We start from the raw sequence: 26,823 nt of genomic DNA on the forward strand, positions 1-26,823 counted from the left end.
AAAGTTCAGGCCACAGCGCAAGCCGGCATTGCCAGGTTTTTCCTGATTCAGGCAGACGTCAGTGGCGCTCGCGTGTAGCCACTGTCGACGAGCCGCATGATGCCCAGCGGATTGGCATCCTTGAGCGCATCCGGCAACAACGCATCCGGGTAGTTCTGGTAGCACACCGGACGCAGGAAACGGTCGATCGCCAGGCTGCCAACCGAGGTGCCACGGGCGTCCGAGGTGGCCGGGTAAGGCCCGCCGTGAACCATCGCATCGCACACCTCAACGCCAGTTGGGTAGCCGTTGAGCAGCAGGCGCCCGGCTTTGCGCTCGAGCTCCGGCACCAGCATGGCGAACTGCTGCAGGTCCTCGGGTTCGGCGATCAAGGTCGCAGTGAGCTGGCCATGCAGCGCCCGCACTACCGCTAGCAGCTGTTGCTCATCGGCCACTTCGACGACAAGGGTGCAAGGGCCGAAGACCTCTTCCTGCAACCTGGCATCGCCATCGAGCAGCAGCTGCGCATCCGCCTGGAACAGTTGCGGCTGCGCCTGCTGGCCTTGTTGCGCGCGGCCGGCCAGATGGCGCACGCCAGGATGGCCGTGCAAGGCGGCGACGCCATTGCAATAGCTGTCCAGGGTACCGGCATTGAGCATGGTCTGCGCAGGCTGGTCGGCCATGCGCGCGGCGAACTGTTCGAGAAACTGGGTGAAGGCCGGAGCGCGGATGCCGATGATCAACCCTGGGTTGGTGCAGAACTGCCCGCAACCTTGCACCACCGAGGCAGTCAGTTGCGTTGCCACCGCCTCGCCGCGCTGGGCGATGGCAGCGGGCAGCAGCAACACCGGGTTGATGCTGCTCATCTCGGCAAACACCGGGATCGGTTGTGGCCGCGCCGCCGCCATGTCACACAAGGCGCGCCCGCCTTTGAGCGAGCCAGTGAAGCCCACGGCCTGAATCGCGGGGTGCTTGACCAACTGCTCGCCCACGCCAGCGCCGTAGATCATGTTGAAGGTGCCGTCGGGCATGGCGCAACGCTGCACCGCCCGCATGATCGCATCGGCGACCAGCTCGGCTGTGGCCATGTGCCCGGAATGGGCCTTGAATACCACTGGGCAGCCGGCGGCCAAGGCTGCAGCGGTGTCGCCCCCGGCGGTGGAGAACGCCAGGGGAAAGTTGCTGGCACCGAAGACCGCGACTGGCCCGACGCCGGTTCGGCATTGTCGAAGGTCGACGCGCGGCAGCGGTTGGCGATCCGGCTGGGCACGGTCGATGCGTGCGCCGAACCAGTCACCGCGGCGCAGCACCTCGGCGAACAGGCGCATCTGGCCGCTGGTACGCGCCCGTTCGCCTTTGATACGTGCCTCAGGCAGCGCCGTTTCGCGGCAGACCACACTGACGAAGTTGTCGTCGAGCAGCTCGATTTCCTCAGCGATGGCCTCAAGAAATGCTGCACGTCGATCGGGTGATGTATTGCGGTAGGCGGCAAATGCGGCGGCTGCCGCCTGTGCAGCGGCATCCACCTCTTCAGCGGTGGCCTGGGTGAAACGGTACGGCAGCGCCTGCGCGGTATGCGCGTCGAAGCTTTGCAACACCACAGCACCGGCGGCGCAGCGCGCGCCGCCAATGTAGTTGTAACCGAGCAAGTTGAGCATAACGACCTCATAAGCGTGAGCCGGCCGAGCCCGAGCCGGGCCGGCTTTCTGGCAAGCAAGATAACCCTAGAGACGGGCGACAGCCCCCGGCAGGATCGGCACTTCGCACGCGACGATGCCGTTGCGCAAAGGCGCGCCAAATTCATCCATGGCGATTTCGAAGGTGTCGCCAGGCGCCGCCTTGATGCCGTCGGCGAAAGACAACGTGGCAGTGCCGAAGTAATGCACGTGGACATCCCCGGGGCGCAGGAATTGGGCGTACTTGAAGTGATGGAACTCAAGGTTGGCCAGGCTGTGGCACATGTTGCCCTCGCCCGAGAGGAATTCACCCTCCCACAGCACTTGCCCGCCGCGCAGGATGCGGCTATGACCTTGCAGGTGCCCTGGCAGCTCGCCGACCCGCAGCTCCGGACCAAAGGCACAGGCACGTAGCTTGGAATGGGCCAGGTAGAGGTAGTTGCGCCGCTCCATCACATGGTCGGAAAACTCGTTGCCCAGGGCATAGCCCAGCCGATGCGGCAGGCCGTCATCGCCGATCACATACAGCCCGACCAACTCCGGCTCCTCGCCAGCGTCCTCGGCGAACGCCGGCAGCGGCAGGTCACCCCCGGGTCGGACGACGATGCTGCCGTCGCCCTTGTAGAACCATTCTGGCTGCGCCCCGACTTGTCCCTGCGCAGGCTTGCCGCCATCGAGCCCCCATTTGAAGATGCGCATGGTGTCGGTCAGGGTCGCTTCGTCTGGCTCGCCCTGCTGGTGCATCTTGTCGCGTGTCGCGGCGCTGCCCAGGTGGGTCAGGCCAGTGCCGCTGACCAGGCAATGGGCCGGGTCTTCATGGTCCAGCGGTGGCAATACCCTGCCCGCCTGCAGCAGGCCGGCATAGTCCGGGCCGGCGTCACTGCCACGGGCCAGCACTTCTTCGACCAGGCCATGGCCGCTGCGGATCGCCGCCAAGGCCAGTTCGCGGGTGCTGCTGGTTGCTCGCAGCGTGCGCACCTGAGCACCTTCGATTACCCCCACGCGGCGCTGGCCGGCCTGGTCTTCGAATTGAATCAACCGCATGTGTCATTCCCCTTGCGCAAGGCCGGGCGCCAGCGCGTGGCGGCGCCCGACGCGATCATTCGATGATGTTGAAGTCGTTGAGGTATTGCTCGGAAATCTCCAGCCCCAGGCCCGGCTTGTCATCGTCCAGCTGGATGTAGCCGTTGACCGGTTGCGGCTCGCCCTTGAACACGTAGTAGAACAACTCGTTGCCGACCTCGACGTCGAACACCGGGAAGAACTCGGCCATCGGCGAGGCGGTGCTGGCCATGGTCAGGTGATAGTTGTGCATCTGCCCGGCATGGGGAATGACCGGCACCGACCAGGCTTCCGCCATGGCGTTGATCTTGCGCGCAGCGGTGATGCCGCCAACGCGGTTGGTGTCGTACTGGATGACGTCCACCGCCCGACGCTCGAGCAGGTCCTTGAAACCATGGCCGGTGAACTCGTGCTCGCCGCCCGAGATCGGCATGATGCCCATCTTCTTCAACTCGATATAACCTTCGATGTCATCGGCGATCACCGGCTCTTCCAGCCAGCGCGGCTCGAATTCGGCCAGCTTGGGCAGCATCCGCCGGGCGTACTCCAGGGTCCAGCCCATGTAGCATTCGAGCATGATGTCGACATCCGGGCCGGCCAGTTCACGCAGCGCGCGCACCTGCTCGATGTTGCGGCGCATGCCGGCCGGGCCATCCTTGGGGCCGTAGCCAAAGCGCATCTTCAGCGCGGTGAAACCTTGGTTCAGATAGCCTTGGGCTTCTTCCAGGAACAGGTCGAGGTTGTCATTGGCGTAGAGCTTGGAGGCGTAGGTCCAGATCTTTTCCTTGGTGCGCCCGCCGAGCAGCTTGAACACCGGTTTGTTGACGGCCTTGCCCATGATGTCCCAGATCGCCAGGTCGATCGCCGAAATGGCGGCCATGCCGATGCCCTTGCGTCCCCAGGCATGGGTGCGGCGGTACATCTTCTGCCAGATGTACTCGCTGTCGAAGGGGTCTTCGCCGATGCAGATCGGTGCCAGGTACAGGTCGATGATTTCCTTGGCCACTCGCGGCGCCAGGGCGCAGTTACCGATGCCGACGATGCCGGTGTCGGTTTCGATCTCTACCACCAGCCAACCATGGAAGCGGAACGAGCCCATGGCATCGCCACGCTCGAAAAGGATGTCGCTGGCGTTGGTGCAAAAGTGCGCCTGGGGCGGCACGACCTTGCCCTTCCATTCAAAGACACGGGTGCGGACAGATTTGATTTTCATGGGTGAAGGTCCTCTCACTACAAGGGATGATCAGCCGGCCCGGGCAACTTCGAGCGGGGCTGGGGTGGGTCGGGAAGCTTTCAGTCGAGACAGCAGGCAGGCCCCCAGCACGCCGACCACGGCCAAGGCGAACATGCCAGCGCGGGGGTCGGCGAACAGGGTTTCGGTCAGGGTCTTGAGGTTCGGCGCAACGAAACCGCCGAGATTGCCCAACGAGTTGATCAAGGCAATGCCACTGGCGGCGGCGGCGCCGCTGAGGTAGCCGGTGGGCAGGGTCCAAAACAGCGGTTGCACGGCAACGAAGCCGGCGGCGGCGAAACAGAAGGCGACAATCACCAGTGCCAGGCTGCCGGCCAGCGCCGAGGCGGCAATACCCGCCGCAGCCATGGCCAGCATGACCACCGCCAGTTGCCGATGCAGTCCGCTACGGTCGGCGTAACGGGTGACCAGGCGGGTCACCACCAAGGCGCACGCCCAAGGGATGGCGGTGTAGAGGCCGACATTCAGGCTGACCTGGCCGTCGAGGAAGCTGGCGATGCGGGTCGGCAGGTAGAACACCACGCCGTACACGCTCATCTGCACGGTGAAATACACCAGGCAGAACTTCAGTACCTGGCGATTGCGCAACGCACCGAAAAATCCATGTGGTCCGTGGCCCTGTTTCTGCGCATCTTCTTCGGCCAGCTGCTGCTCCAGCGCCTGTTTTTGCGCGTCATTCAACCAGCGGGCCTGGGCTGGACGATCAACCAGGTAGAAATAGGCCGCAATCCCGACCAGCGACGCCAGCAGCCCCTCGACGACGAACAGCCACTGCCAGTTAGCCATGCCGAACACCCCCTTGAACTCCAGCAGCCAGCCCGACAGCGGCCCGCCCAGCACCAGCGCCAAAGGCAGACCGAAGTAGAACAAGCCCAGGGCCTGAGCACGGCTGCGGGCCGGGAACCAGTAGGTGAGGTACAGGATGATCCCGGGGAAGAAGCCCGCCTCGGCAACGCCCAGCAGGAAGCGCAGCACATAGAAGGTGGTGGCGTTGTCGGCGAACATCATCGCCGCGCTGACCAGGCCCCAGGTGACCATGATCCGGCACAGCCAGACGCGGGCGCCGAGACGGTGCAGCATCAGGTTGCTGGGCACTTCGAAACAGGCATAGCCGATGAAGAAGATGCTTGCACCGAAGGCGAACGCGGCGTCACTCAAGCCGGTGTCGGCTTGCAGGTAGGCGCGGGCATAACCGACGTTGGCGCGGTCGATGAAGGCCAGTACGTACATCAGGATCAAAAAAGGCAGCAGCCGCGCACGACTGGTGGAAATGGCCGAGGCCAGAGAGCTGGCAGGGTCGTTCATGGAGGGATCTCCGCGTTTGCCTGGAGCGCTGGGTGAAGCGGCCAGGCAGGTTTTTATTGTTGGTGTTGGGGGCGACTTTAGAGGGGCCTTGCCGGCCTGGATAATCACTTATGCGTATCCATCGATAGCCTGAGGTAATACCTTTCGCTTGGTTGGTCGCGTTGGGGTTATCACCTGGACGTGCGGGTAGCAGGCTGTGCAGCCAGCTGGCTGGAGAAGTTAGAAGCACTATTAGAAGAAGCAGCAGGCGGCCCTGGACCGGGCCGCCAGATGATTAGCTGTAATGAGGTTGCGCAGGGCTGGGAGGGGGTGATGCGGCCTTCGCGGGCAAGCCCGCTCCCACAGGGCCCCGTACAAACCGTGGGGATTGAGTTGTGTCAGGCAAAGCCGCCGGGCACTCAGCGGGCGTTGCGGCCCATGCGACAGGCAATTTCGAAGGCCTGGCGGGTGGCACCGACATTGGCCTTGCCCTGCCCTGCGATGTCGAAGGCAGTACCGTGGGCTGGGGTGGTGATGGCGATCGGCAGGCCGCCCTGTACGGTGACGCCGCGCGAGAAGCCCATCAGCTTGATGGCGATCTGACCTTGGTCGTGATACATGGTCACCACCGCATCGAAGGCCTTGGCGTCGCCCTGCACCTTGAGGAAGATGGTGTCGCCAGGATACGGGCCATCGGCATCGATGCCCTGCTCACGTGCCCGCTGCACTGCCGGGCCGATGATGTCCAGCTCTTCGCGGCCAAAGCTGCCGTTGTCACCATTGTGCGGGTTCAGGCCGCATACCCCGATGCGCGGCTGGGCGAGGCCGCTGCGCTTGAGCGCAGTGTCGATCAAGCCAATCGCTTCGAGCACCCGCTGCTGGCTGAGCAGGCCCGGCACCTCGGCCAGGGCCACGTGGGAGGTAACCCGCGAGGTCCACAACGCATCGAGCACGTTGAACTCGCAGAACGGCCCGTTGAAGTCCAGGCGCTCGGCAAACCAGTGCAACTCGTCACTATGGCCCATGCCTGCCAAGTGCAGCGAGGTCTTGTTCAGTGGCCCGAACAGTATCGCGTCGGTCTTGCCCGACTGGGTCAGTTCGAGCGCCACGGCCAAGGTATCCAGGCTGTAGCGCCCGCCAATCACACTGGCTTCGCTGCGCGCAAAGGCGCCCTGGGCCTGGCCGCGATACGGGTAGAGCAACGGCGTGTCATCGGCGAAGTCCAGGGTCTGCAACGAGTCGACCCGCCGATAGGGAAACTCGCAACCGGCGATCTGCATACCGCGGCGCACTTCGTCCTCATCGGCGATCAACACCACGTGCGCCTGGCTGCGTACCTGCGCTTCGGCCAGCAGCCGGGCGATCAGCTCGGGGCCGATACCGGCCGGATCGCCGAGCACCATGGCCAGGCGTGGAAGGGTGTGCTTGCTCATACGGGAGTCCTCATGTCGGGCGATAGCTGGGCATGGCGCAGGGTGTCGGGCACGGTGCGGTAGATCCGCCGTGCATTGCGCAGAAAAAGTTGTTCCTGGGTGGTAGGCGGCAAGTCGGCAACGATGCGCTTGAAGCCGCGGTAGATCTCATCGAAGCTGCCGCACAGGCCATCGACCGGGAAGTTGCTGGCGAACATCGCCCGTTCGCTGCCGAACAGGGCGATGACCTGGCGCACGATCCAGGCGTTGGCCTCGGCGCGCCACGGTTTGCCGGCCTGGCCAATGCCGGAGATCTTTACCGCGACGTTGTCGCAACGGGCGAAGCGCGCCATGGCCGCCTGCCAGTCGGCCAGGCCCTGGGCGCTGCGATCGGACGGCAGCCCGGCATGATTGAGAATCAGCAAGGTATTGGGGAAATCCCGCGCCAGGCGTGCCGCCTCGTCGAGGTTCCACCACGGCGTCTGCAGGTCGAAGTGCAGACCATGGCGGCCCAGTTCGGCGTAGCCACGGCGCCACTGCTCATCGCTCATCAAGCTGTGCGAACGGCCGACCTGGTCGGGATGGCTGGGCCCACCCGGTTTGTGCCGAACGCTGCGTACCCGCGCGAAGCCCGCTTGGGCTGCCAGCACCTGGGGGGCATCGTCGGCATCCAGCCAGGCCTGGGCAACCACCGCATTCGGCGTGCCGTAGCGGGCGGCCAGCGCATGGATGAAGCGGGTCTCGCCGATTGGGTCGTTTGGGGCCCACTCCGTTTCCACGTACACCGTCTCGACCACCTGGTGCTCGCCCGCATCGGCAAAATAATCCTGCGGGAAGTAACGGCGCTTGAGCGCGCTGTAGTCACCGTAGCGAAACGGGATATTGGCACTCGCCGCCAACCACGGATGCGGGTTGTTCACAGGGTCCCAGAAATGATGATGGGCATCGACGATTGGCCCGTCGTACAACTCAGCCATGGTTAACCTCGGTTTTGTCCAGAGCGATCAACAACGTGCCGACGATGAACAGCGCCGAACACAGGGCAAAGAATCCGAGCACCGCCGGGTAGCCCCCAAGGTGCTGCAACAGAACGCCGACCAGAATCGGCACGACGATGCCGCCCAGGCTGCCGGCGAGGTTCATCACGCCGCCGATCAGGCCTACCCGCGAGGGCGCGGCGAGCAATGCTGGGAAGCTCCAGTAGAGGCTGCCCCACATGAGGAAGAACGCCGTCAGCGACAGCAGCGCTACAGCGGCATAGGCATTGCTCAGGCCAGGCAGCAGGAGAAACGCGCACAGCGCCACCAGGCCGGAAAAGCTCAGTAGCCCCTTGGCCGCCAAGCCTCGGCGCACGCCCTTGCGGATCAGCATGTCGCACAGGAAGCCACCGACCAGCGAACCCAGCGCCCCGCACAGGAAGATGATGAAGGTGGCAGCGCCGATGCCTTTGATATCGAAACCGCGGGCATGGGCCAGATAGCTCGGCCCCCAGGTCAACAAGCCAAAGAACACCATGGCCCAACTGGCGCGCCCGAGCAGAATGCCGGTCAGCGAGCGTGGCGCGATGCCCAGGCCTTTAGCCTGTTGCTGCGCCGCTTCAGCGGCCGGTACGGCGCGCCCACCATTGATTTGCTCAAGCTCGGCGGCATTGACCGAGGCATGTTCGGCGGGGTTGTCGCGCAAGTAGTGCCAAGCCAGCCAGGCCATGGCCAGGGTGGCGATGCCGGCGACGAAAAAGGCGATGCGCCAGGAGCCGAGCACAGCAATCAGGTAGGCAATGATCAGCCCGCCAAGCGCAGCCCCCAGCGGGCCGCCGCAGTCCATCAGCACGGCGCCGCGGCTGCGCTCGCTGGGGCCGAGCCAGAGCGAATTGAGTTTGCCGCCGGAGGGAAACAACGGCGCCTCCGCAGCGCCCAGCGCCACCCGCGCGAACATCAGTGACAACCCGCCCGTGGCGAATGCCGCGAGGGTTTGGAAAGCCCCCCACAAACCCGTTGACCAGCCGATCACCCGGCGCGGACCAAAGCGGTCGATCAACCAGCCGCCAGGGATCTGCAACAACGCATAGGCCCAGAAGAAACTGCTCAGAATCAGCCCTTGCATGCTCGGCGAAAGATCGAATTCGGCGGCAATGGTGGGCATGGCGATCGACAGCGAAACACGGTCGATCAAGTTGATCACCGTCAGTGCAAAGATGATGGCGAAGATGCGCCAGCGCACGTTGCTGGCCTTCAGCGCGACAGCTTTATCGGCTGAACGCGCAGCTTGCAGCACAGCCGTTTGTGCCTGAGCCATAGGAGCTACCTCTGCTTGTTATTGTTGTGATCCGGTCGTTGCCGGCACAGCGACTATGGCCGGCGCAACGATAACCGTCTAATCAAAGCTGCTCATACAGCCATTGCCTGAGGTTATCGCTCAGCTATAACCCAGGGCTATCGATGTATGCCTAACTTTGAATAGACGCTTATCGGTTCCCTTCGCACACTGCGGCTACCCATAACAAAGACAACAAGAGGTCACCCATGCGATACGCCTACGCGCGTCACCTGTCGTCGTTCCTGGCCACCTGCGCCCTGCTCAGCGCCCCCGCCCTGCCCGCCCTCGCCGAGGCCTGGAAACCCCAGAAGAACGTGGAGATCGTGGTCGCCGGAGGCCCTGGCGGCGGCACCGATCAACTGGCCCGGCTGATCCAGTCGGCGATCAGCCAGCATCAGCTGCTGGACGTCAATACCGTGGTGCTCAACAAAGGTGGCGGCAACGGCGCCGAAGCCTTCCTCGACATGAAGCTGGCCCAGGGCGATGCGCACAAACTGGTGATCGGCACCAACAATGTGTACCTGTTGCCGCTGGTGGCCAAGCTCGGCTACCAGTGGACCGACCTGACGCCAGTGGCAGCGGTGGCTGAGGACGACTTCATTCTCTGGACCTACCAGGATGCACCCTGGGCCGATGCCGCAGCGTTCAAAGGCGCGCTGGCGGATGGCGGCAAGCTGCGCTTTGGTGGCAGCCAGTCGAAAGATGTCGACCAGACCCTGGCGCTGCTAATCGGCAAGCAGGTCGGCAGCAAGCTCACCTACATCCCGTTCAAGAGCGGCAGCGAGGCTTCGATCCAGCTGGCCGGCAAGCACATCGCGGCCAACCTCAACAACCCCGCCGAAAGCCTCAGCCAATGGCGTGGCGGCCAGGTCAGGCCGCTGTGCGTGTTCAGCCACGAACGCATGATCTACCAGGAAAAGGTCACCGCCGAGCAGTCCTGGGCCGACATCCCCACCTGCCATGAGCAGGGCCTGGGCATCGATCAGTACCGTTTCCCGCGCACGGTGTTCCTGCCGGGAGCGATCAGCGAGGCGCAACGCAGTTTCTATGTCGAACTGCTGCGCAAGGTCAGCCAGACCCCGGAGTTCAAGGCCTATATCGAGCGTTCGGCCCTGGCCCCGACCTTCCTTGAGGGGCAGGCGTTGGTCAGCTACATCGAACAGGACCGTGAGCGGGTCATCCCGCTGTTCCAGGATGCCGGCTGGCTGCGCCAGTGAACCTTGCAAGGGAGAGCACCATGTCCACCTCCTCAGACACACCGCTGGTTGCCACCCGCTGGGTGGAAACCGGCCTTGCCCTGTTCACCGGCGCATTGGGCGCCATCCTCATGCACGGCAGCCTGGCGATCGGCATCGGCTGGGGCGATGCCGGCCCCGAGGCCGGCTACTTCCCCTTCTACATCGGCCTGCTGCTGAGCTGCGCCAGCCTCGGCAATCTGCTGCTGGCATTGCTGCGCCGCCCAGCGGTTGCCGAATCCTTCGTCGGCCGCCAGGCGTTTCGCCAGGTGCTGGCGGTGTTCCTGCCGATCGTGGGCTTTGTAGCCGCCATACCGTTCACCGGTATCTACCTGGCCTCGATCCTGTTCATCGCTTGGTTCATGTGGCGCGCACGGCGCGCAGGTCAGGGCCATCGCTGGCTGACCATGGTGCTGGTGTCCTGCGGCGCCGCACTGGCCAGCTACCTGATCTTCGCGTTGTGGTTCAAGGTGCCGCTGCCAGCAGGCCTGCTGGGTGACGTGGCCAATGTGCTGGGAGGGCTGCGGCCATGAGTGAAATCGACTCGTTGATGCAAGGCATGAGCCTGATCCTCAGCGCACATCACCTAGGCCTGATGGTGGTCGGCGTGCTGCTGGGGATTCTGGTCGGCGTGCTGCCTGGGCTGGGCGCACCGAATGGCGTGGCCCTGCTGCTGCCGCTGACCTTCACCATGGAGCCGGTGTCGGCGATCATCCTGCTGTCGTGCATGTACTGGGGTGCGTTGTTCGGCGGTTCGATCACCTCGATCCTGTTCAACATACCCGGCGAGCCGTCGTCGGTGGCCACCACCTTCGACGGCTACCCGATGGCGCGCAACGGCCAGGCCGGCGAAGCGCTGACCGCCGCGTTCACCTCGTCGCTGCTCGGCGCGCTGGTCGGGGTGTTGCTGCTGACCTTCCTGTCGACCCATATCGCCCGCTTCGCCTTGCAGTTCAGCTCACCGGAGTTCTTTGCCGTCTATCTGCTGGCGTTCTGCACCTTCATCGGCCTGAGCAAGAACCCACCGCTCAAGACCCTGGTAGCGATGATGATCGGCTTCGGCATGGCCGCCGTCGGCATGGACACCGTGTCCGGCGAACTGCGCCTGACCTTCGAGCAACCCTGGCTGCTCTCGGGGCTCAGCTTCGAGGTGGCGGTGATCGGCCTGTTCGGCATCGGCGAAATCCTCTGCACGGTGGAGGAAGGCCTGGTGTTTCGCGGTGAACGGGCGCGCATCACGCCGATGGTGATCCTGCGCACCTGGGCCAAGCTGCCGCGCTACTGGCTGACCTGGCTGCGCAGTGCGCTGGTCGGTTGCTGGATGGGCGTCACCCCAGGCGGTCCGACCGCCGCCTCGTTCATGAGCTACAGCCTGGCGCGGCGCTTCTCGAAAAACCGCGAGCGCTTTGGCAGTGGCGAGGTGGAAGGGGTGATCGCCCCGGAAACCGCCGACCACAGCGCCGGCACCAGCGCCCTGCTACCAATGTTGACGCTGGGCATCCCCGGCTCGGCAACCGCCGCGGTGATGCTCGGTGGCCTGATGATCTGGGGGCTGCATCCAGGGCCGACGCTGTTCGTCGAACAGCACGACTTCGTCTGGGGGCTGATCGCCAGCATGTACCTGGGCAACGTCGTCAGCCTGATCGTGGTGCTGGCCACGGTGCCATTGTTCGCCTCGATCCTGCGCATCCCGTTCTCGATCATCGCGCCGATCATCATCATGGTCTGCGCCATCGGTGCCTACTCGGTGCACAACTCGATGACCGACGTCGGCCTGATGCTGATCTTCGGTGCGCTGGGCTACCTGTTCAAGAAGCTCGGCTATCCGATCGCCCCGCTGGTGCTGGCAGCGGTGCTGGGTGACAAGGCCGAGGACGCCTTCCGCCAGTCGATGCTGTTCTCCGACGGGCAGTTGGCGATCTTCTGGTCCAACCCGCTGGTGGCCAGCCTGACCAGCGCGGCGCTGGTGATGCTGTTCTGGCCGCTGTTGGCCAAGGCCATCGCCAGTCTGCGTAGCGTGCTCGGGCGCAAGCTGGCCCGGCGCCCGGCATAACCTTGCAGTCGCCACCGCCTTGAGGGCGCGCCTGCCCCGCGGCGGTGGCGCCCTCCTCCATTTCTTGTCAATCTTGGCCTCCCCTATGCCCACGAGCCAGACCATGTCCCGCATCCCCGACGCCAACATCATCCACAGCCGGCTGCGCCTGCGGCAACTGCGCCTGATGCTGGCCCTGGACGAACTCGGCTCGCTGCGCCGCGCCGCCGAAGAGATCGGCATGACCCAACCGGCCGCCACCAAGATGCTCCACGAAGCCGAGGACCTGCTCGGCGTCGAGTTGTTCGAACGCCTGGCCCGCGGCATGCGCGCAACGCCGTTCGGCGAAACACTGATCTACTACGCGCGGATGATCTTCGCCGAGCTGTCGGGCATGCGCGAGGAAATGGTCGCGCTGGAATCGGGCAACCTCGGCCGGGTCACCATCGGCGCCATTCCAGCGCTGGCCTCAGGCTTGCTGACGCGCACCATCGCCACCCTCAAGCAGAGCCACCCACGGCTGTCGATGAGCCTGCAGGTGGACACCAGCGATGTCTTGGTCCAGGCCCTGCAACAGGACCAGCTGGATGTGGTGCTGGGGCGCATCCCGAGCAATGCGCGTACCGACGACTTGCAGTTCGACAGCCTCGGCGAAGAGGAGCTGTGCGTGATCACCGGCGCCCAGCACCCGCTGGCCAAGGTGAAAAAGATCGCCTGGACCGAGCTGCAGGAAATGACCTGGGTGCTGCAACAGCATCCAAGCCCGATGCGCACCATCGTCAACCAGGCGTTCCACAACGCCCGGATCGACTTGCCCAGCAGCATCGTCGAGACCACCTCGATCATGACCTTGCTGTCGTTGCTGCAGCAGACCGACATGATCGGCATCACCCCGCGCTCGGTGGTCGACGACTACCCAGGGCGGCACTTGCTGGCGGTGCTGCCGATCCAGCTTGAGCCGCGCCTGCCGCCTTATGGGTTGATTACCCGGCGCAATCGCGTGCAGTCGTCAGCGATGCAGACGTTCATGGCGGCGGTGCGGGCTGAGCAAGGGCGGTCTGCTTAGGCACTGCAAGAAAGAGATGTTGCAGTCACCACATGGAGCAAGGCAACGAAACCATCGCGGTAGGGCTTTTCACGACCTTTTAAACGTCTCATGAATCGGCGGTCCAGCCAACGTCGGAAGTAGCACAGATCGGTCAGCGTTGCATCTACATCGCCAAATGACCGCGCCTCGCCTCCAGAGGCTAGGCGCGGTTAGCAGCGCCTTGGCCTACGTGCGCCTCACGTTAGTGGCGTGAGGTTGTTCACTCTCCACATCAATAATGATATCGAAGATCACAACGTCGCCATTTTTCAGGTATTTTCCGTCAGCCTCCTCGGGCGGTAGGTACACCCATTCTCCGTTGTGTCTGTATTTGATGCGGCCGAAGTGCCGACTTTCATCGTACTCGAACACTGGACCTGTCTTTCCCGTTGCTACGATCATGGTTTCATCCTCGATATCATTGTCTGTGAGACTGTTCCCGCTCCCGAACCTGGGAACAGGAAAAGCCTACTGCGCCGACCATGTCCCCGATACTGGCATTTATGTCAGGTCACCATGGCCAAGTCTGCGGCGTGCTCACCACCAGAATTGCACGCGGTCCGTCGCCGGTGGCAGCCCGAATTGCACCTTGTCTATATACGGCAGCTTGGGTACCACCGAGACTGAAGTAGTGCTCGCGCCCCACACACTGGTCGCAGCGCTCGCAATTGGTGTTTTCCCCTCTGCCTCCAATCGCCGCGCCTCTTGTCGCTTGCGCTCCAGCTCTATGCTGGACTCGACCGTCCCTCGCACCGTATTGCCGTCAAGTGACGCGCCGAAACCGGTTGCTAGATAGTCAACTAACTGCGACCTGGGAACATGCCCATATTTCGAGAGCAATCCTTTGTCCTGCACGAAGTTGCCAATTTTCCCAAAAGCACCCGAACGCGAAAAGTCAAACTTGGATATCTCCGGAGGGGCAATGCGTCCGCGCAGGTGGGCCTTGACCCACCGGTAAGCGCCGGGCACGCTGCGCCACTCGCACACTTTTGTAGCCCTACCGGCCTCCCACCAGGCAACCCTGTCTGCCCAACGCCCCCCGGTTCCGGCTCGTGACGCATGGCCTGCGGACCCAACCCGCGACGTCCGTTTGAACACCATGCCCCACATGCTTTTGGCACCTCTCGCTACCTGTTTTAAGCCTTGCCCGACATGTTTAGCAGTCGTCCACAGGTGCTTCAGCACTGTCCATCCAGTCTTGGCTATGCCCACGACAGCACTCAATATTCCAGTGGCGGTTGAGACGATACCCAGTTTCCGGGACAATTCAGGGTCGGTGTTCGCGGTGGCCACCGACGCCACTTCAAAGGCGAACGCCACTACCATCAGCCCTATGACAGCGACCATCAGGGGCAGCGCCAAGCCTCCGGTGGCAACGGTGAGCCCAATGCTCACCGCAAGCACCAGCGCCGAGAACCCCAAGTTTCGCCAGCGATCACCGACTGTCGTTTTCTGAGTGTCTTGCAGCGCCTGGGCGTATCTGGTCGATAGCCGATGTTGATCCCAGCGGCTGAGCATAATCGCCCCGCTGGGGTCGTGCAGATTGACTGGGTCTGGGCAGTGGGCGTAGTCATTGAGCCCGCCTTCACCAAACGGGCTGAGCCAGTCCGGCTGAGCGTAACGGCGTTGCGTCGGGTCATAGCAGCGGTAGCCATTGCCGGCGTGGTAGTGGCCGGTGACTGAATCCCGACGCATGCCGTTGTAACCATTGACCAGCCCGTCCAACGCCTTGCCTTCACCGAATGGCAGCAGCGGTGCCAGCTCAAGAGCGCCGTCCTTGAATTGCCCGGCAACGCCCACCTGCGGGTCGTCGATCAACCAGCGCACCTCGCCCCCATCGTACTGGGCCAGCCCGCTGGACAGGCTGGTGGTGTGGCTGACCTTACCGGACTTGTCATAGCGGATCTCACCGATCAGTTCATCGCCGTCGTAGCGCAGCTCACGGGTGCTTTCGTCGCCCTTGAGGTACTGCGCCGCCAGACGCTGGCGGCCGTCATACTCGTAGCGAGCCAGTACATTGCCATCATCATCGCTGACCTTAGCGATCTGGCCAGCGGCGTTATAGCTGAAGCGGTGTCGCCGGCCGTCGTTGGTCAGGTAGCCATTGGCGCTCCAGGTCAACGGACGGTTGCTGATTGCCGTTAGCTGGGTAGGATCGGTCGTGCTATAGGTCATTTCCTCGGTCTGCCTACTGCCATCAACATCAGTGGTGACACAGTGGGTCAGGTTACTCAGGGCGTCCCAGCGGAACTCCTGGGCCACGACCGGCCTACCCTGGGCGTCTTGAGGACAATGCTCGGCCATGCTTGCGTTGCATTCATAAAGCTGTAGGCGGTCGAGCACATCATAGGTAAAGCGCTCGACACGCAGCTCCTGACCTTTGTGGTAGCTGGTCTTGCTGGCCAGCCGGCCGTCGCCGCGCCAGGTCAGGCACTGCTTGAAGCACTCGTTGCCGTTGTGCAGGAAACGTCGGGTGACTTCCCGGCTAAAGCCGTCATGCTCGCTGAGCACCTGCCATAGGCCTCCGGCCTTGAGCGCCTGGGCCTGGCGTGACTGGTGACGGCCGAGGGCATCGTAGCGATACAGCACCTCCTCATGGTCCTGGCAGGTGCGCAGCACGCGGTCATTCTCATTGGTGAACACACGCTGCCAGTGGCCGTCAGCACGTAGTTCTGCCAACAACTGGCCACGCAGGCTCAGCCAGCGGCAGGCCTGGCGCTTGGCGCGCAGCGAGGTTTGTGCAACCCACTGCCGGCCGGGTAGGCTCGCGTCCCAGTAGGTCTGCTCCCAGCCGTTCTTCATCGCCCCGTCGCTGGCGGCTGAGGCCAGGGTCAGGGTGCCGCCTTTCTGGCTAATGGTAGAGAGAGACTGGCCGTTGGCCTTAAAGCTCGAGCCCTCGGCGCTTCGCAGGGTGCTGAGCGTGCTTTTCTTGTCGGGCAAGGTCACGCTATCGTCGGTGAAGCTGTAGGTACGCCCCCCTACCGTACGTGAGGCCAATTTGCTGGGGTTGTTCACCTGCTGCGTTGCCACCACCTTGCCGTCTACTTTGAGCTCGGTGGCGTGGATACTCAGGCCATGGTAGCGGTACTCGACGGTGGTTTTGTCGGGGCGGGTGAGCTTGGTTACCCTGCCCAGAGCGTCGCGCTCCAGGCTATACGTGCAGGTTTGCTCGTCCACCGTGCGTTGATAACCGACGACCTCGCCTGAGCTGTCGAAGCGTTTGTGCACCTGCAGCTGTACTTGGCCGGCGCCATCGCTCAAATGTTCCAGCTGCTCAAAAGTGCCGTCTTTGCAGTAGGTATAATCGGTGCTGCGTTGGAACAAGCATTGTTCGTCGAGGCCCTCTTCGAAGAAGTGATGGCTCGGCATGTCTTGCATTGCGAACGGCTCGAACCCGAACGCACTGGGCGCAGCGGCTTGATTGAGCTGGAATTGCAGCATTTTGCGTGTAGCAGGCCCATCCAAGCCTCCTTGCTCCCTGACCCACGCTTGCGGCCCCACACCCGACACCCCGGGGGTCATTCGCAGCACCGCCTGCCCACCCGGCCAGTAGTCCCACTCGCAGCTGGCCAACGGCTGCGAGGTATCCAGCCCTTGCCAACTGTGTTGTTCCAGCGGCGTATAGTACTCGCTGCCATGCTTGCGCACCTCGCGGCGCCAGACCCGCCCCAGGCCGTCCAGGTAGCTGCGGCTGATGTCCTTGTTCGCATGGATGTGGGTCGCGACCTTGCCGTCAAACGAATAGGTGGTGACGGTCTGCTCGTCGGGTTTCTGTTGCTTGCATCTATAGGTGCTCCCCGTCTTGAGCAGGAAGCGTGTCTGGTGAATCAGCCGCTCCAGCGCATCGTACTGCCAGTGCACCTCCTCGGCGTGCTTGACCTGCATCAACAGGCGCCGGCCATGCCGCGAGCGCAGTTCCTTGCTGAACTGCACGCTACCGGCCTCGGTGCTGGAGGTGACGCGCACCACAATGCCATACTTGTTGCTCGGGTTGTCCTCGAACTCCTGGATGCTCTCCATTTCGAATAGTGTGTCGCCCAGATGGGTGAGCTGGGTGCTCTTGACCGACCACTGCTTGACCAAGCTTTCTCCGCTCGGTGTTTTCTTTCTGCTGACCGGCGTAGTCTCGATAAGCTGTTGGCGCCACAGCAACTTAGCGGGCGAGTCAGCCAGCAACCAGGTGGCTTGAGCGTCGAGCCGGTTATCCTTGAACAGACCCTTGACACCCTGGATCGTCACCACCTCGGACAGTTCCAGCATGTCGCGACCGCCACGACTCACTTGGCGATAACCGAACAAAGATAAGCTCTGAGGATTACCGAAGGGGTCACACTGGTATTGAGCCATGAGCGGTGCCGAGGCATGCTCCGGGAGGAACGGGCAGCTCAAGGTCGGCAGCCGTGCAAGCCCCTGCAGTCCGTTCAGCCCCTTTAGCTGGTTGGGCGTAAACCAGTTGTTCCCGGCCTGGCTGTAGTAACAGTGGTACAGCGTCTTTTCGTCGCTCGTATGCAGCCGATGCACATTGCCAGCCATATCCTCTTCCTGCGTCGCCACCTCCACCGTGCGTGCTTGTGCATCGCGCTCTGGACGAGGGGCACTGGCCAGCAGCCGAGTGATACACGCGGCCAGTTTAGGTCGGTCGGCAAAGCTAGATTTGAAGAAGAACCATTCGAGCAACTCGCGCTGGCGTTCGACCAGCACCGCCCCGTCCTTCACTTTGATTTCGTCGTCTGCGCCCCCCGCCTCGAGGGCGTGGAGCAGCTCAGCGAACTCATCGCCCGCCCCCGTGTAGCGGTAGCCCTTGGTTACCTTATGTTTAGCGGTTTTCCCTACGTCCTCGCGCGTCGTAAAGGCCAGCAAGTGGCGTTGCTCAGAAGCTACTCCACGCAACAGTTCGAAACGCTCATTCCTACCCCTGTGACTGACCATGCCGTGCACCAGCACGTGCTGTTCCCTGGCCCCATGCGGACCACTCTCATACTCGACGCTAACGATGCCCTGGTCGGTCCGCAGAAAGTCTCCATCGTAGCGATAGGTCGTCACCTGGTTCTGTTGCCCGTCGCCTGGTAGCAGGGTATGCAGCGCTACCCGAGGCAGGCCCGGGCGCGCCTTGTTCTGCTGGTCATTCTTGGCCTTCCACGGCTGGTACTTCACGCTCTCTACCGAGCCGTCTAGCTCGCGCAAGCCACACAGCACCCGGTCCAGGGTCTTGTCGTCGTCGTAATCACAGTGGACATGCTGCAGCACGCTGCCTTGCTCGATGCGCATGAGCGAGCGCATCAAGTAGTCTTTGAGCTCCAGCCTGACCTCGTAGCTTTCGATCGTGCTCTTCGGCCAGATCTGCATATTGACTTGCGCACTCTTCTCTTGCGGGGTGAGGTACTCGGCCTTGAACAAGGCTTCTTCCCCGCTGTTGACCGTCAACAGCAGGAACTGACCGTTCTGACGCTTCCATTCGAACGTCAACTTTTCGCCATCGGGAGACTCGATAGTCGAAGGCAGCAACAACACGAACGGCACCTCAAGTTCGGCAATGCGTTTTTTCAGTTCATTGATATCCTTATGGCTCTCCCACGCATTGAGCGCTTCCTGGTAATCGAAATACGCCGGGATGTGATAATAGGGTGGAAAGAACCACGCTATCCATTTCGCCCAGTTTTTCCATCCGCTTTCAGGTATCGCCGGATAGTCCGGCTTGGACTTGTCCCTGATGGCTTTCAACGCTTTCAAAATCAGATCGTAAAACGTCTTGTTTGGCTCTTCTTCGTCACTGCCCGGGGCTGAAGGTTTTCTCAGAACTTCCTGGCGTCCGCTAGGCAGGTCGAGGGTGAACTCACTGTAATCCTCGTTGCTGCGCACCACGCATGAGGCCAGCTTGATCGGCTCTTTCTCGCCCAGTTGCTTCCATTGCTCCTCGGTGAACTTAACCTGGGCACCATCGGCCAGGATCAACAGCCTGTCGCGTACCTGCACGCTAGAAAAGCGCCAGGCCCAGCCATCGCCCACCCCGGCCTCGTTGGCGCGCAGCGCCGAATAATGCAGGGTCAGGTCGACCACCGGCCCCTGGCCTTGTAAACCCTGCAAACTGGCCACCGGGTAATGGGCGTGGAACAGCCCCGTGCGCGGGTCTACCCCTGCTTCGCTGTGGCCGTCGGTATCGAAAAGTTCGGAGCGGCTGGTGTTGCCATAGTCTTCGCAGAGGAAGCCAATTTCAGTGTGTTCCTCGAGCGCTTTGGCCGGGGTGAAATTGACAGGCTTGGCGTCGTGCCAGAACTGGCTGGTTTGCAGGGCGCCGATATGGCCCACGGTCAGGGTGTCATTGCCGCGTTCGGACTCGGGGTAATCCAGGTAGAGGTCATAGGCCTGGTTGCTCAGCGGGCCTTGCCAGGTAATGGTGTCACTGGTGACCGATACTGGCCATACTGCAGTAGCTTCCTTACTAGCGACGACAATCGCGTAGGCAAGTTTGGCGGCGGTGAGTTTAGCGCCGAGGAAAGCAACGGTTTCAGCGTAGACGGCGTCATAGCGTGCTTGATTGGAAGTAAAGGGTTCTATGCTGGCTTGGGCTTCAGTGCTTGCTTCCTCCAGGGATGCCTCATAGGCCAACTTGTAGACGGCATTGAAAGCGTCGGCGTCTAAGTCACCTTCTAAGGCGCTCCATAAAGTGGAAAACTCTTTAATGTGTTCAGTGTTGACCTTAGCGGCGGACGTGACTTTCGTGGAGGCGGATAGCGTTCCCGTTTCGGCGAATGTTACGACGACAGGGTTACCAACCCTGACAGCAGTCTCTACATAGCTGATATAGGCCTCTCTAAGTTGCTTCGCCGCAGACTGCCTCGGCACGCAAGCCATCACCCGGTAGCCTCTGTCGCGTGCTGCCGTGTCCAGACGGAACTCCAGCTCTACATCCAGCGAACTGATAGTTACCCCCGTCACTCCCTCGGCTGGTTCGACGGTGAAATGCTCCTGCTCGGCGGCCGCGTCGCGTGGCGATTGATCAGTGTTCAGCAGGTCTCGCTCGTAGTCCTCTATGTTCCAGTCCTTGCCGTCGCCGAGGTTATCCAGTGTGACCTGCAGTTCGGCGTTGCGCGCCAGCCACAGCTGCTTGCCCTCCTTGACGCACAGCTCCGGCCATTGCTGCGTTTCGATGAAACGGGCCAGCGCCCTTAGCCAAGTCGGTTGGTCGCTGGGCACTTGATCGCAGGCTTTGGGCCTGAACAACGCGTGGTGCAACAAGGCCTGATCACCGGGGTGACGCACGGTCACCAGCACGATATCGTCCGGCGCCTTGAACGGTGCCGCCAGCAGCGGGCCTTCGACCGGAAAGTCGTCACCCGGCAGCGTGGCGAAAATACGCAGTGCGTCGCCGCGTTGTTCGAGCATCGCCGTCATGGTGTTGACGCGCAGGTAGGGAGCCACCTGCGAATTATCCAGCGCCTCGGCCCAGGCTTTGACCCATTCATCCTTGGCGCGCTGTACCGAGCTCGGCGTCCATTCATGGTGGCCGAGCAGGCGCTGGGAGAACGCATCGTAAACCCAGGCACGCAGCGCACCATCGCTGGGCAGCGCAGTGCCATCGAGCGCGCGGCTGGCCCACCAGCTCAGCTCGACCAGGGTCACGCACAGCTCGCCGCACTGCGGCCCCCAGAACGCATTGTTGGCCTCGCCCGGCGTCACCGTGCAATCGCCCTCAAGCACACCGGCCCGCAGCAGGTGGCTGTCCCGGTTGACCTGCTCGCACAGCGCCTTGCTCCAACCACTGTCCGCCTCGGCGGTAAACAGGTGCTGCTCATGCAGCGCCTGGGTCTTGACGTCGCGCACCTGCAGGCTCAAGGTCTGCCCTTGGGCAAGCGGGAAGTCATCGTTACAGGCCAGCAACTGAACCAGGTTGTTGCTGAACGGCGCAGTGCTGAAGGCCCGGTAGTCGGCTTGGCACCAGAGACGCGGCGCCGGATGGCGGCTGGAGAATTCATTGTCATCGCTCCAACCGCCGGCGGTGATCGGTTTGCCGGCTGCGGCGACCTGCTGGGCGAAATCCGCGAGCCACTGCTCGGCGTCGAGCTTGTCGGCCTGCGCGGTGTAGTCGATACGGGTCAGTTCGCCAGTGCGGCGGTGCACCAGACAGGCGCTGACCGTTTCACCCTTGGCCAAGCGGCGATCGGCCTTGAGCGGACATAGGCTGTACCAGCCCCCGTCGGCACTCCCCACCCGCTCCAACGAGAATTCGTTCATATCGGGGAGATAACCGTCAGGGCGGGTGCTAATTAAGTAAGGCACAACGAAGTGCTCTGAGGTCGTGACAGGCAAAACAAGAGGGTCGCCGGCGGCCTTGTCCAGCAGCGGCTTCATAACAATTGAGACTGACTCAAGCGCTGATATATCGTAGACTTTGCAGACATCCTCATACGTTATACGAATGGGGCCAATGGACTTTAGAGTATTGAAGTTACGCATGAAGCCGTAGTGCTGGGATAAATTTTCATGTAGCAGATCGAACGAATCAGGGTTGAAGGACGTGAGGTAAGACGCTTCATCCTCGTTCAACGCCCAGTCTTCCAAGCAACAGAGCAAACCATAGGATGTAAGCGCTAACCCGTATCGCTCGAGTGTTTCCGGCTTCAATAGGATCAGCACCGGCAAGGGCAGGTTTTGCCGAGGAAGAAGAAGGCTATTCAGTTCTATCGCCACCGCTAACGAACTGTCGAGTTTATCGACTGCTTCTAAGTACTCACTTTCAAGCAGCGTATACTTTGACTCATTCTGACTGTAAACGCTAACGTCTTCGGGCTCGATGCCGTCGATAGACTTGAGCACGTGAAAACCACCGCTACTTGTGTCATAGGTGTGCCCAACTGGATATTTGCCTTCCGCATTTATATATGAAACCACCAAAGTTATATCATTGACCCCAACAAACCAACACGCTTTCCCATTGACACGAATTTCCTCGCCTACCTTAATCCCGGCCCTCTCAACAATATTTCTGTTGTAACCCCGCACCTTGCATGTTGAGAACCTATTCATACTAAACCTCTTGTGACTTGGATTGGGCACCGCCCAAGTGGCAGCTATTCATGATTTGCTATCTAAAGCAAAACTTAGGACTGTGAGTCTCGGATAGCTTTAAGCCCCTGTCACCTGGCAATAATGCTAGGTCCAATATGAACAGAGATACCACAAACACCACATGGAACACGCCAGCGCCCCTGGCGGCCTCGGTCTTCGTAAGCGACTCAGCATTCGGATGCTGACAAAGTTCTTCAAAGTGCGCTTCCGGCCCGCCCTATTTTGATGCAATTAGAATTTCTCCAACCATCGGCTAACGCGACCACTGCAAACCACCCACCGATAATTCACTCAAGATCAGCGCTTTTTTGATAGCAAACAGCGCACATCGGCTGTTTGTTGCACGTTCTGCACTTATCACCCCTGCCCCAGGCGTTTCGGCATCGTCATTGCAGTGCTGACTTGCAGCGCCCTGCAATAGCGCCGCCGACGATAAGAATGCCGACTAGACGTGGCAAGGAGTGGGTATGTCCCGAGCGTTTTTCAATGAAATGTATGAGGCTAACGGAAGTTGCCGCCCACATTATCAAGCCTTCGCCCGCTGGCTGGCGAACACCCCACTGGAGCTGCTGGAGCAACGTCGGCGCGAGGCCGACTTGCTGTTTCATCGTGCCGGTATCACTTTCACGCTGTACGGCGACAAGCAAGACACCGAACGCCTGATCCCGTTCGACATCATCCCGCGCAGCATCCGCGCCAGCGAGTGGCGCACCGTCGAGCGCGGCTGCATCCAGCGGGTGCAGGCGCTGAACCTGTTCCTGCAGGACATCTACCACGACCAGCGCATCCTCAAGGCCGGCATCATCCCGCCTGAGCAGGTGCTGGCCAACGAGGGCTACCAGGTCGCCATGCAGGGCCTGCATCTGCATCGCGGCCTCTATGCGCATATCACCGGGGTCGACCTGGTTCGCGACAGCGATGGCACCTACTACGTGCTGGAGGACAACCTGCGCACCCCCAGCGGGGTCAGCTACATGCTCGAAGACCGCAAGATGATGATGCGCCTGTTCCCCGAGCTGTTCGCCGCCCAGCGCATCGCGCCCATCGACCACTACCCCAACCTGCTGCTCGACACACTCAAGAGCGCCAGCCCGCTGGACAACCCTACCGCAGTGGTGCTCACCCCGGGGCGCTTCAACAGCGCCTACTTCGAGCATGCGTTCCTGGCCCGCGAGATGGGCATCGAGCTGGTCGAAGGCGCCGACCTGTTCGTGCGCGACGACCATGTCTACATGCGCACCACGGCCGGGCCCCAGCAGGTGGACGTGATCTATCGGCGACTGGACGATGAGTACCTCGACCCCTTGTCGTTCAACCCCGACTCGATGCTCGGCGTGCCCGGGCTGATCGCCGTGTACCGGGCGGGCAACGTGATCCTGGCCAATGCTGCCGGCACTGGGGTCGCCGACGACAAGTCGATCTACCCCTATGTCGACGAAATGATCCGCTTCTACCTCAGTGAGGAGCCGATTCTGCGCAACGTGCCCACCTGGCAATGCCGCAAGCCGCAGGACCTGTCCCACGTACTGGCGCACCTGCCGCAGTTGGTGGTCAAGGAGACGCAGGGCTCCGGTGGCTATGGCATGTTGGTCGGGCCGGCGGCGAGCGCTGCGCAGATCGAGGATTTTCGGGCCCGCATCAAGGCCCGCCCGCACGCCTACATCGCCCAGCCCACGCTGTGCTTGTCGACCTGTCCGACCTTCGTCGAAAACGGCATCGCGCCGCGCCACATCGACCTGCGTCCGTTCGTCCTGTCGGGCAGCGAAACCCGCCTGGTGCCTGGCGGCCTGACCCGGGTCGCCTTGCAAGAAGGCTCGCTGGTGGTCAACTCGTCGCAGGGCGGCGGCACCAAGGACACCTGGGTGGTGGAGGACTGACCGATGCTCTCAAGAACCGCTTCCGATCTGTACTGGATGTCCCGTTACCTGGAACGCGCCGAGAACCTTGCGCGCATGCTCGAGGTCAGCTATTCGCTGTCGCTGATGCCCCAGGCCGGGCGTAGCGATGGCCACGCCGAGCTGGCCATGTCGCTACTGGCCTCCGGCACCCTGGACGACTACATCCGGCGCCATACCGAGCTCGACACCGAGCGCATGCTGCACTTCTTCGCGCTCGATGCGACCAACCCCAGCAGCATCTACTGCTGCCTGCAGGCCGCCCGAACCAACGCCCATGCCGTGCGTGGCCGGATCACCGCCGATATGTGGGAAAACATCAACGCCACCTGGATCGAGATGCGCAACATTGCCAGCAATGGCCTGGGGCGCTACGGCATCAGCCAGTTCTGCGATTGGGTCAAGGAACGCTCGCACCTGTTCCGTGGCGCGACCTCCGGCACCATCATGCGCAACGACGCCTATAGCTTCATCCGCCTGGGCACCTTCCTCGAACGGGCGGACAACACCCTGCGCCTGCTCGATGCGCGCTACGAGATGTTCGGGGAAGCCTCCGAGGAAGTCAGCGACGACTCCGCCCGCGGCTACTACCAATGGAGCGCCTTGTTGCGCGCGCTGACCTCGTATGAAGCCTTCAATGAAATCTACCGCGCCCCACCCAGCGCCCGCCCGGTATCCGAACTGCTGTTGCTGCGGGTGGACGTGCCACGTTCGCTGCACGCCTGTATCGAAGAGCTCGACCTGATCCTCGCAGGGTTGCCCGGCAGCACTGGGCGCGCCGCCCAGCGCATGGCCGCCGAACTCAATGCCCGCCTGCGCTACACCGCAATCGATGAAATTCTCGAAGCCGGCCTGCACCTGTGGCTGAGCGATTTCATCGAGCGCATCAACCGGCTCGGCCAAAGCGTGCATAACTCCTATCTGGAGGTCGTATGAAACTGTCCATTCGCCACGACACCACCTACAGCTACGCCAGCGACGTGCGCAACAGCATCCAGTTCCTGCGCCTGACCCCGCGCAGCAGTGAGCGCCAGCGCATTCTCGAATGGCAGCTGGACCTGCCCTGCAAGGTCAACAGCCAGATCGACCCCTATGGCAACATCCTGCATGTGCTGACCCTGGACAAACCCCATGGCCACCTCGCCCTCACGGCCAGTGGCCGGGTGGAGATCGACCCGGATTGCGAATGGGAGGCTGGCAGTCAGTCGCCCCTGCCGTTCCTGCGCAGCAGCCATCTGACCCAAGCCTGCGATGCCCTAAAAGCGTTCGCGGTGCAGCACTGCGGCGCTCAGCGCGACCGGGCCGCACTGACCGCGCTGATGCAGGCCTTGGCCGAGCACATGCCGTATAGCCCGGGGGCGACTTCGGTGGGCACCACGGCCATCGAGGCCTTTGCTGGCGCTGCTGGGGTCTGCCAGGACCATACCCATGCGTTTCTGGCCTGCGCACGCAGCCTGGGTATCCCGGCACGCTATGTCTCCGGTTATCTGTGCACCGAGGACCAAGACCACCTGGCCAGCCACGCCTGGGCCGAAGCCTGGGTCGATGAGGCCTGGTACAGCTTCGACATCACTAATCGCCTGACCCGACCGGAACGGCACCTGAAGCTGGCGATTGGCTTGGACTATCTCGATGCCTGCCCGGTCAGGGGCGTACGCCGTGGTGGCGGGGTCGAATCGATGATGGCCAACGTCCAGGTGCAGCGCCAATAACCCTCTGTCGCTGCACAAGCAGATCCCGTCGCATCGAGTACGGCGGGATCATCCAATCTCGATAACAAAGGAAACAGCATGACGTACTGCGTCGCTATGCACTTGGCGGACGGGCTGGTCTTCATCAGCGACTCACGCACCAATGCAGGCATCGACCAGATCTCCACCTTCGGCAAACTGTTCGTGTTCAGCGTGCCGGGCGATCGGCTGATCGTGCTACAAACCGCTGGCAATCTGGCCACCTCGCAATCGGTGATCAACCTGCTCGAACAACGCACCCGCGGCACTGGCAGTCACCTGCTGAATGTCGCCACGCTCTACGACGCCACGGTGCTGGTCGCCGAAACCCTGCGCGAAGTGGTGATGCGCGATCGCAGCGTACTGACCGAGGAGATCGAGCTGAGCAGCTCGTTCATCGTCGGTGGGCAGATCGCAGGCGCGCCGATGGGCATCTACAACGTCTACGCGCAGGGCAATTTTTTCCAGGCCACGCCGGACACGCCGTTCCTGCAACTGGGCGAGAGCAAGTACGGCAGGCCGATTCTCGATCGAAACCTCAGCTATTGCACCCCTCTGGATGAGGCGCTTCGCTGCGGCCTGATCTCGTTCGACTCCACTATTCGCAGCAACCTCTCGGTGGGCATGCCACTGGATCTGCTGGTGTATCGCAAAGACCGCTTGCAGGCCATGGAGCGCTTGCGCATTACCAGCGATGACCCTTATTACCGGCAAATTCGCCAGCAATGGAGCGATGGCTTGAAACAGCTGCTAGCCGAGCTGCCCCCTCCGCCACGCAACTACCTGGCAGAGTGATG

Annotated in this window: 17 protein-coding genes; 8 read left to right on the plus strand and 9 right to left on the minus strand. The window is 62.2% G+C overall.

Going from position 1 to position 26,823, the window contains the following annotated elements; translation table 11 throughout:
- Positions 1-47: 47 nt before the first annotated feature.
- From ACF8K2_RS11925 to ACF8K2_RS11955, 7 genes are all read right to left on the minus strand, one after another.
- Positions 48-1,637: an aldehyde dehydrogenase (NADP(+)) gene (locus ACF8K2_RS11925; RefSeq protein WP_392464948.1), complete on the minus strand. Its 1,590-nt coding sequence runs from the start codon at positions 1,635-1,637 to the stop codon at positions 48-50.
- Between the two features lie 66 nt (positions 1,638-1,703).
- Positions 1,704-2,699 (minus strand): AraD1 family protein, encoded by a 996-nt coding sequence (gene araD1, locus ACF8K2_RS11930; RefSeq protein WP_392464950.1) that lies wholly within the window; start codon positions 2,697-2,699, stop codon positions 1,704-1,706.
- A gap of 55 nt (positions 2,700-2,754) precedes the next feature.
- Positions 2,755-3,930, minus strand: a complete 1,176-nt coding sequence (locus ACF8K2_RS11935) for an L-lyxonate dehydratase (RefSeq protein WP_186553336.1) — start codon at positions 3,928-3,930, stop codon at positions 2,755-2,757.
- A gap of 30 nt (positions 3,931-3,960) precedes the next feature.
- The gene (locus tag ACF8K2_RS11940; protein WP_186553337.1) at positions 3,961-5,274 is read right to left on the minus strand and encodes an MFS transporter; all 1,314 of its coding nucleotides are present in this window, start codon (positions 5,272-5,274) and stop codon (positions 3,961-3,963) included.
- A gap of 398 nt (positions 5,275-5,672) precedes the next feature.
- Positions 5,673-6,686: a 4-hydroxythreonine-4-phosphate dehydrogenase PdxA gene (locus ACF8K2_RS11945; RefSeq protein WP_392464952.1), complete on the minus strand. Its 1,014-nt coding sequence runs from the start codon at positions 6,684-6,686 to the stop codon at positions 5,673-5,675.
- Positions 6,683-7,642 carry an amidohydrolase family protein gene (locus ACF8K2_RS11950; protein WP_392464953.1) on the minus strand — a complete coding sequence of 320 codons (960 nt, stop codon included), beginning with the start codon at positions 7,640-7,642 and terminating at the stop codon, positions 6,683-6,685. The genes ACF8K2_RS11945 and ACF8K2_RS11950 overlap by 4 nt, the downstream gene beginning before the upstream one ends.
- Complete coding sequence (locus tag ACF8K2_RS11955) at positions 7,635-8,960, minus strand: MFS transporter (RefSeq protein WP_392464955.1); 1,326 nt, start codon at positions 8,958-8,960, stop codon at positions 7,635-7,637. The genes ACF8K2_RS11950 and ACF8K2_RS11955 overlap by 8 nt, the downstream gene beginning before the upstream one ends.
- Before the next feature lie 227 nt (positions 8,961-9,187).
- On the opposite strand from ACF8K2_RS11955, the gene ACF8K2_RS11960 reads away from it, so the two are divergent.
- The 4 genes from ACF8K2_RS11960 to ACF8K2_RS11975 all read left to right on the plus strand — a co-directional run bounded on the left by ACF8K2_RS11960 (position 9,188) and on the right by ACF8K2_RS11975 (position 13,314).
- Positions 9,188-10,198, plus strand: coding sequence for a tripartite tricarboxylate transporter substrate binding protein (locus ACF8K2_RS11960; protein ID WP_186553341.1), 1,011 nt, complete (start codon positions 9,188-9,190; stop codon positions 10,196-10,198).
- 20 nt (positions 10,199-10,218) lie between these two features.
- Positions 10,219-10,749 carry a tripartite tricarboxylate transporter TctB family protein gene (locus tag ACF8K2_RS11965; RefSeq protein WP_392464957.1) on the plus strand — a complete coding sequence of 177 codons (531 nt, stop codon included), beginning with the start codon at positions 10,219-10,221 and terminating at the stop codon, positions 10,747-10,749.
- Positions 10,746-12,269 carry a tripartite tricarboxylate transporter permease gene (locus tag ACF8K2_RS11970; RefSeq protein WP_392464959.1) on the plus strand — a complete coding sequence of 508 codons (1,524 nt, stop codon included), beginning with the start codon at positions 10,746-10,748 and terminating at the stop codon, positions 12,267-12,269. The genes ACF8K2_RS11965 and ACF8K2_RS11970 overlap by 4 nt, the downstream gene beginning before the upstream one ends.
- A 103-nt stretch (positions 12,270-12,372) precedes the next feature.
- Entirely contained in the window at positions 12,373-13,314 is a 942-nt protein-coding gene (locus ACF8K2_RS11975) for a LysR family transcriptional regulator (RefSeq protein ID WP_392464960.1), read from the plus strand.
- A 207-nt stretch (positions 13,315-13,521) separates the two neighbouring features.
- On the opposite strand, the gene ACF8K2_RS11980 is transcribed toward ACF8K2_RS11975, so the two are convergent.
- Together ACF8K2_RS11980 and ACF8K2_RS11985 are read right to left on the minus strand one after the other, a co-directional pair.
- Positions 13,522-13,737, minus strand: coding sequence for a hypothetical protein (locus ACF8K2_RS11980; RefSeq protein ID WP_392464962.1), 216 nt, complete (start codon positions 13,735-13,737; stop codon positions 13,522-13,524).
- Positions 13,738-13,872: 135 nt separating this feature from the next.
- Entirely contained in the window at positions 13,873-22,149 is an 8,277-nt protein-coding gene (locus ACF8K2_RS11985) for an RHS repeat-associated core domain-containing protein (protein ID WP_392464964.1), read from the minus strand.
- 719 nt (positions 22,150-22,868) lie between these two features.
- Here ACF8K2_RS11985 and ACF8K2_RS11990 point away from each other — a divergent pair.
- The 4 genes from ACF8K2_RS11990 (at position 22,869) to ACF8K2_RS12005 (ending at position 26,821) form a co-directional block, all read left to right on the plus strand.
- Positions 22,869-24,278, plus strand: a complete 1,410-nt coding sequence (locus ACF8K2_RS11990; protein WP_186553345.1) for a circularly permuted type 2 ATP-grasp protein — start codon at positions 22,869-22,871, stop codon at positions 24,276-24,278.
- A gap of 3 nt (positions 24,279-24,281) precedes the next feature.
- Complete coding sequence (locus tag ACF8K2_RS11995; RefSeq protein WP_264234544.1) at positions 24,282-25,232, plus strand: alpha-E domain-containing protein; 951 nt, start codon at positions 24,282-24,284, stop codon at positions 25,230-25,232.
- The gene (locus tag ACF8K2_RS12000) at positions 25,229-26,008 is read left to right on the plus strand and encodes a transglutaminase family protein (RefSeq protein WP_264234543.1); all 780 of its coding nucleotides are present in this window, start codon (positions 25,229-25,231) and stop codon (positions 26,006-26,008) included. The genes ACF8K2_RS11995 and ACF8K2_RS12000 overlap by 4 nt, the downstream gene beginning before the upstream one ends.
- A 78-nt stretch (positions 26,009-26,086) precedes the next feature.
- Positions 26,087-26,821 carry a proteasome-type protease gene (locus ACF8K2_RS12005; RefSeq protein ID WP_264234542.1) on the plus strand — a complete coding sequence of 245 codons (735 nt, stop codon included), beginning with the start codon at positions 26,087-26,089 and terminating at the stop codon, positions 26,819-26,821.
- Positions 26,822-26,823: the final 2 nt, after the last annotated feature.

It is taken from the genome of Pseudomonas sp. xss_2, from assembly GCF_043104195.1.
Lineage (GTDB): Bacteria > Pseudomonadota > Gammaproteobacteria > Pseudomonadales > Pseudomonadaceae > Aquipseudomonas > Aquipseudomonas urmiensis.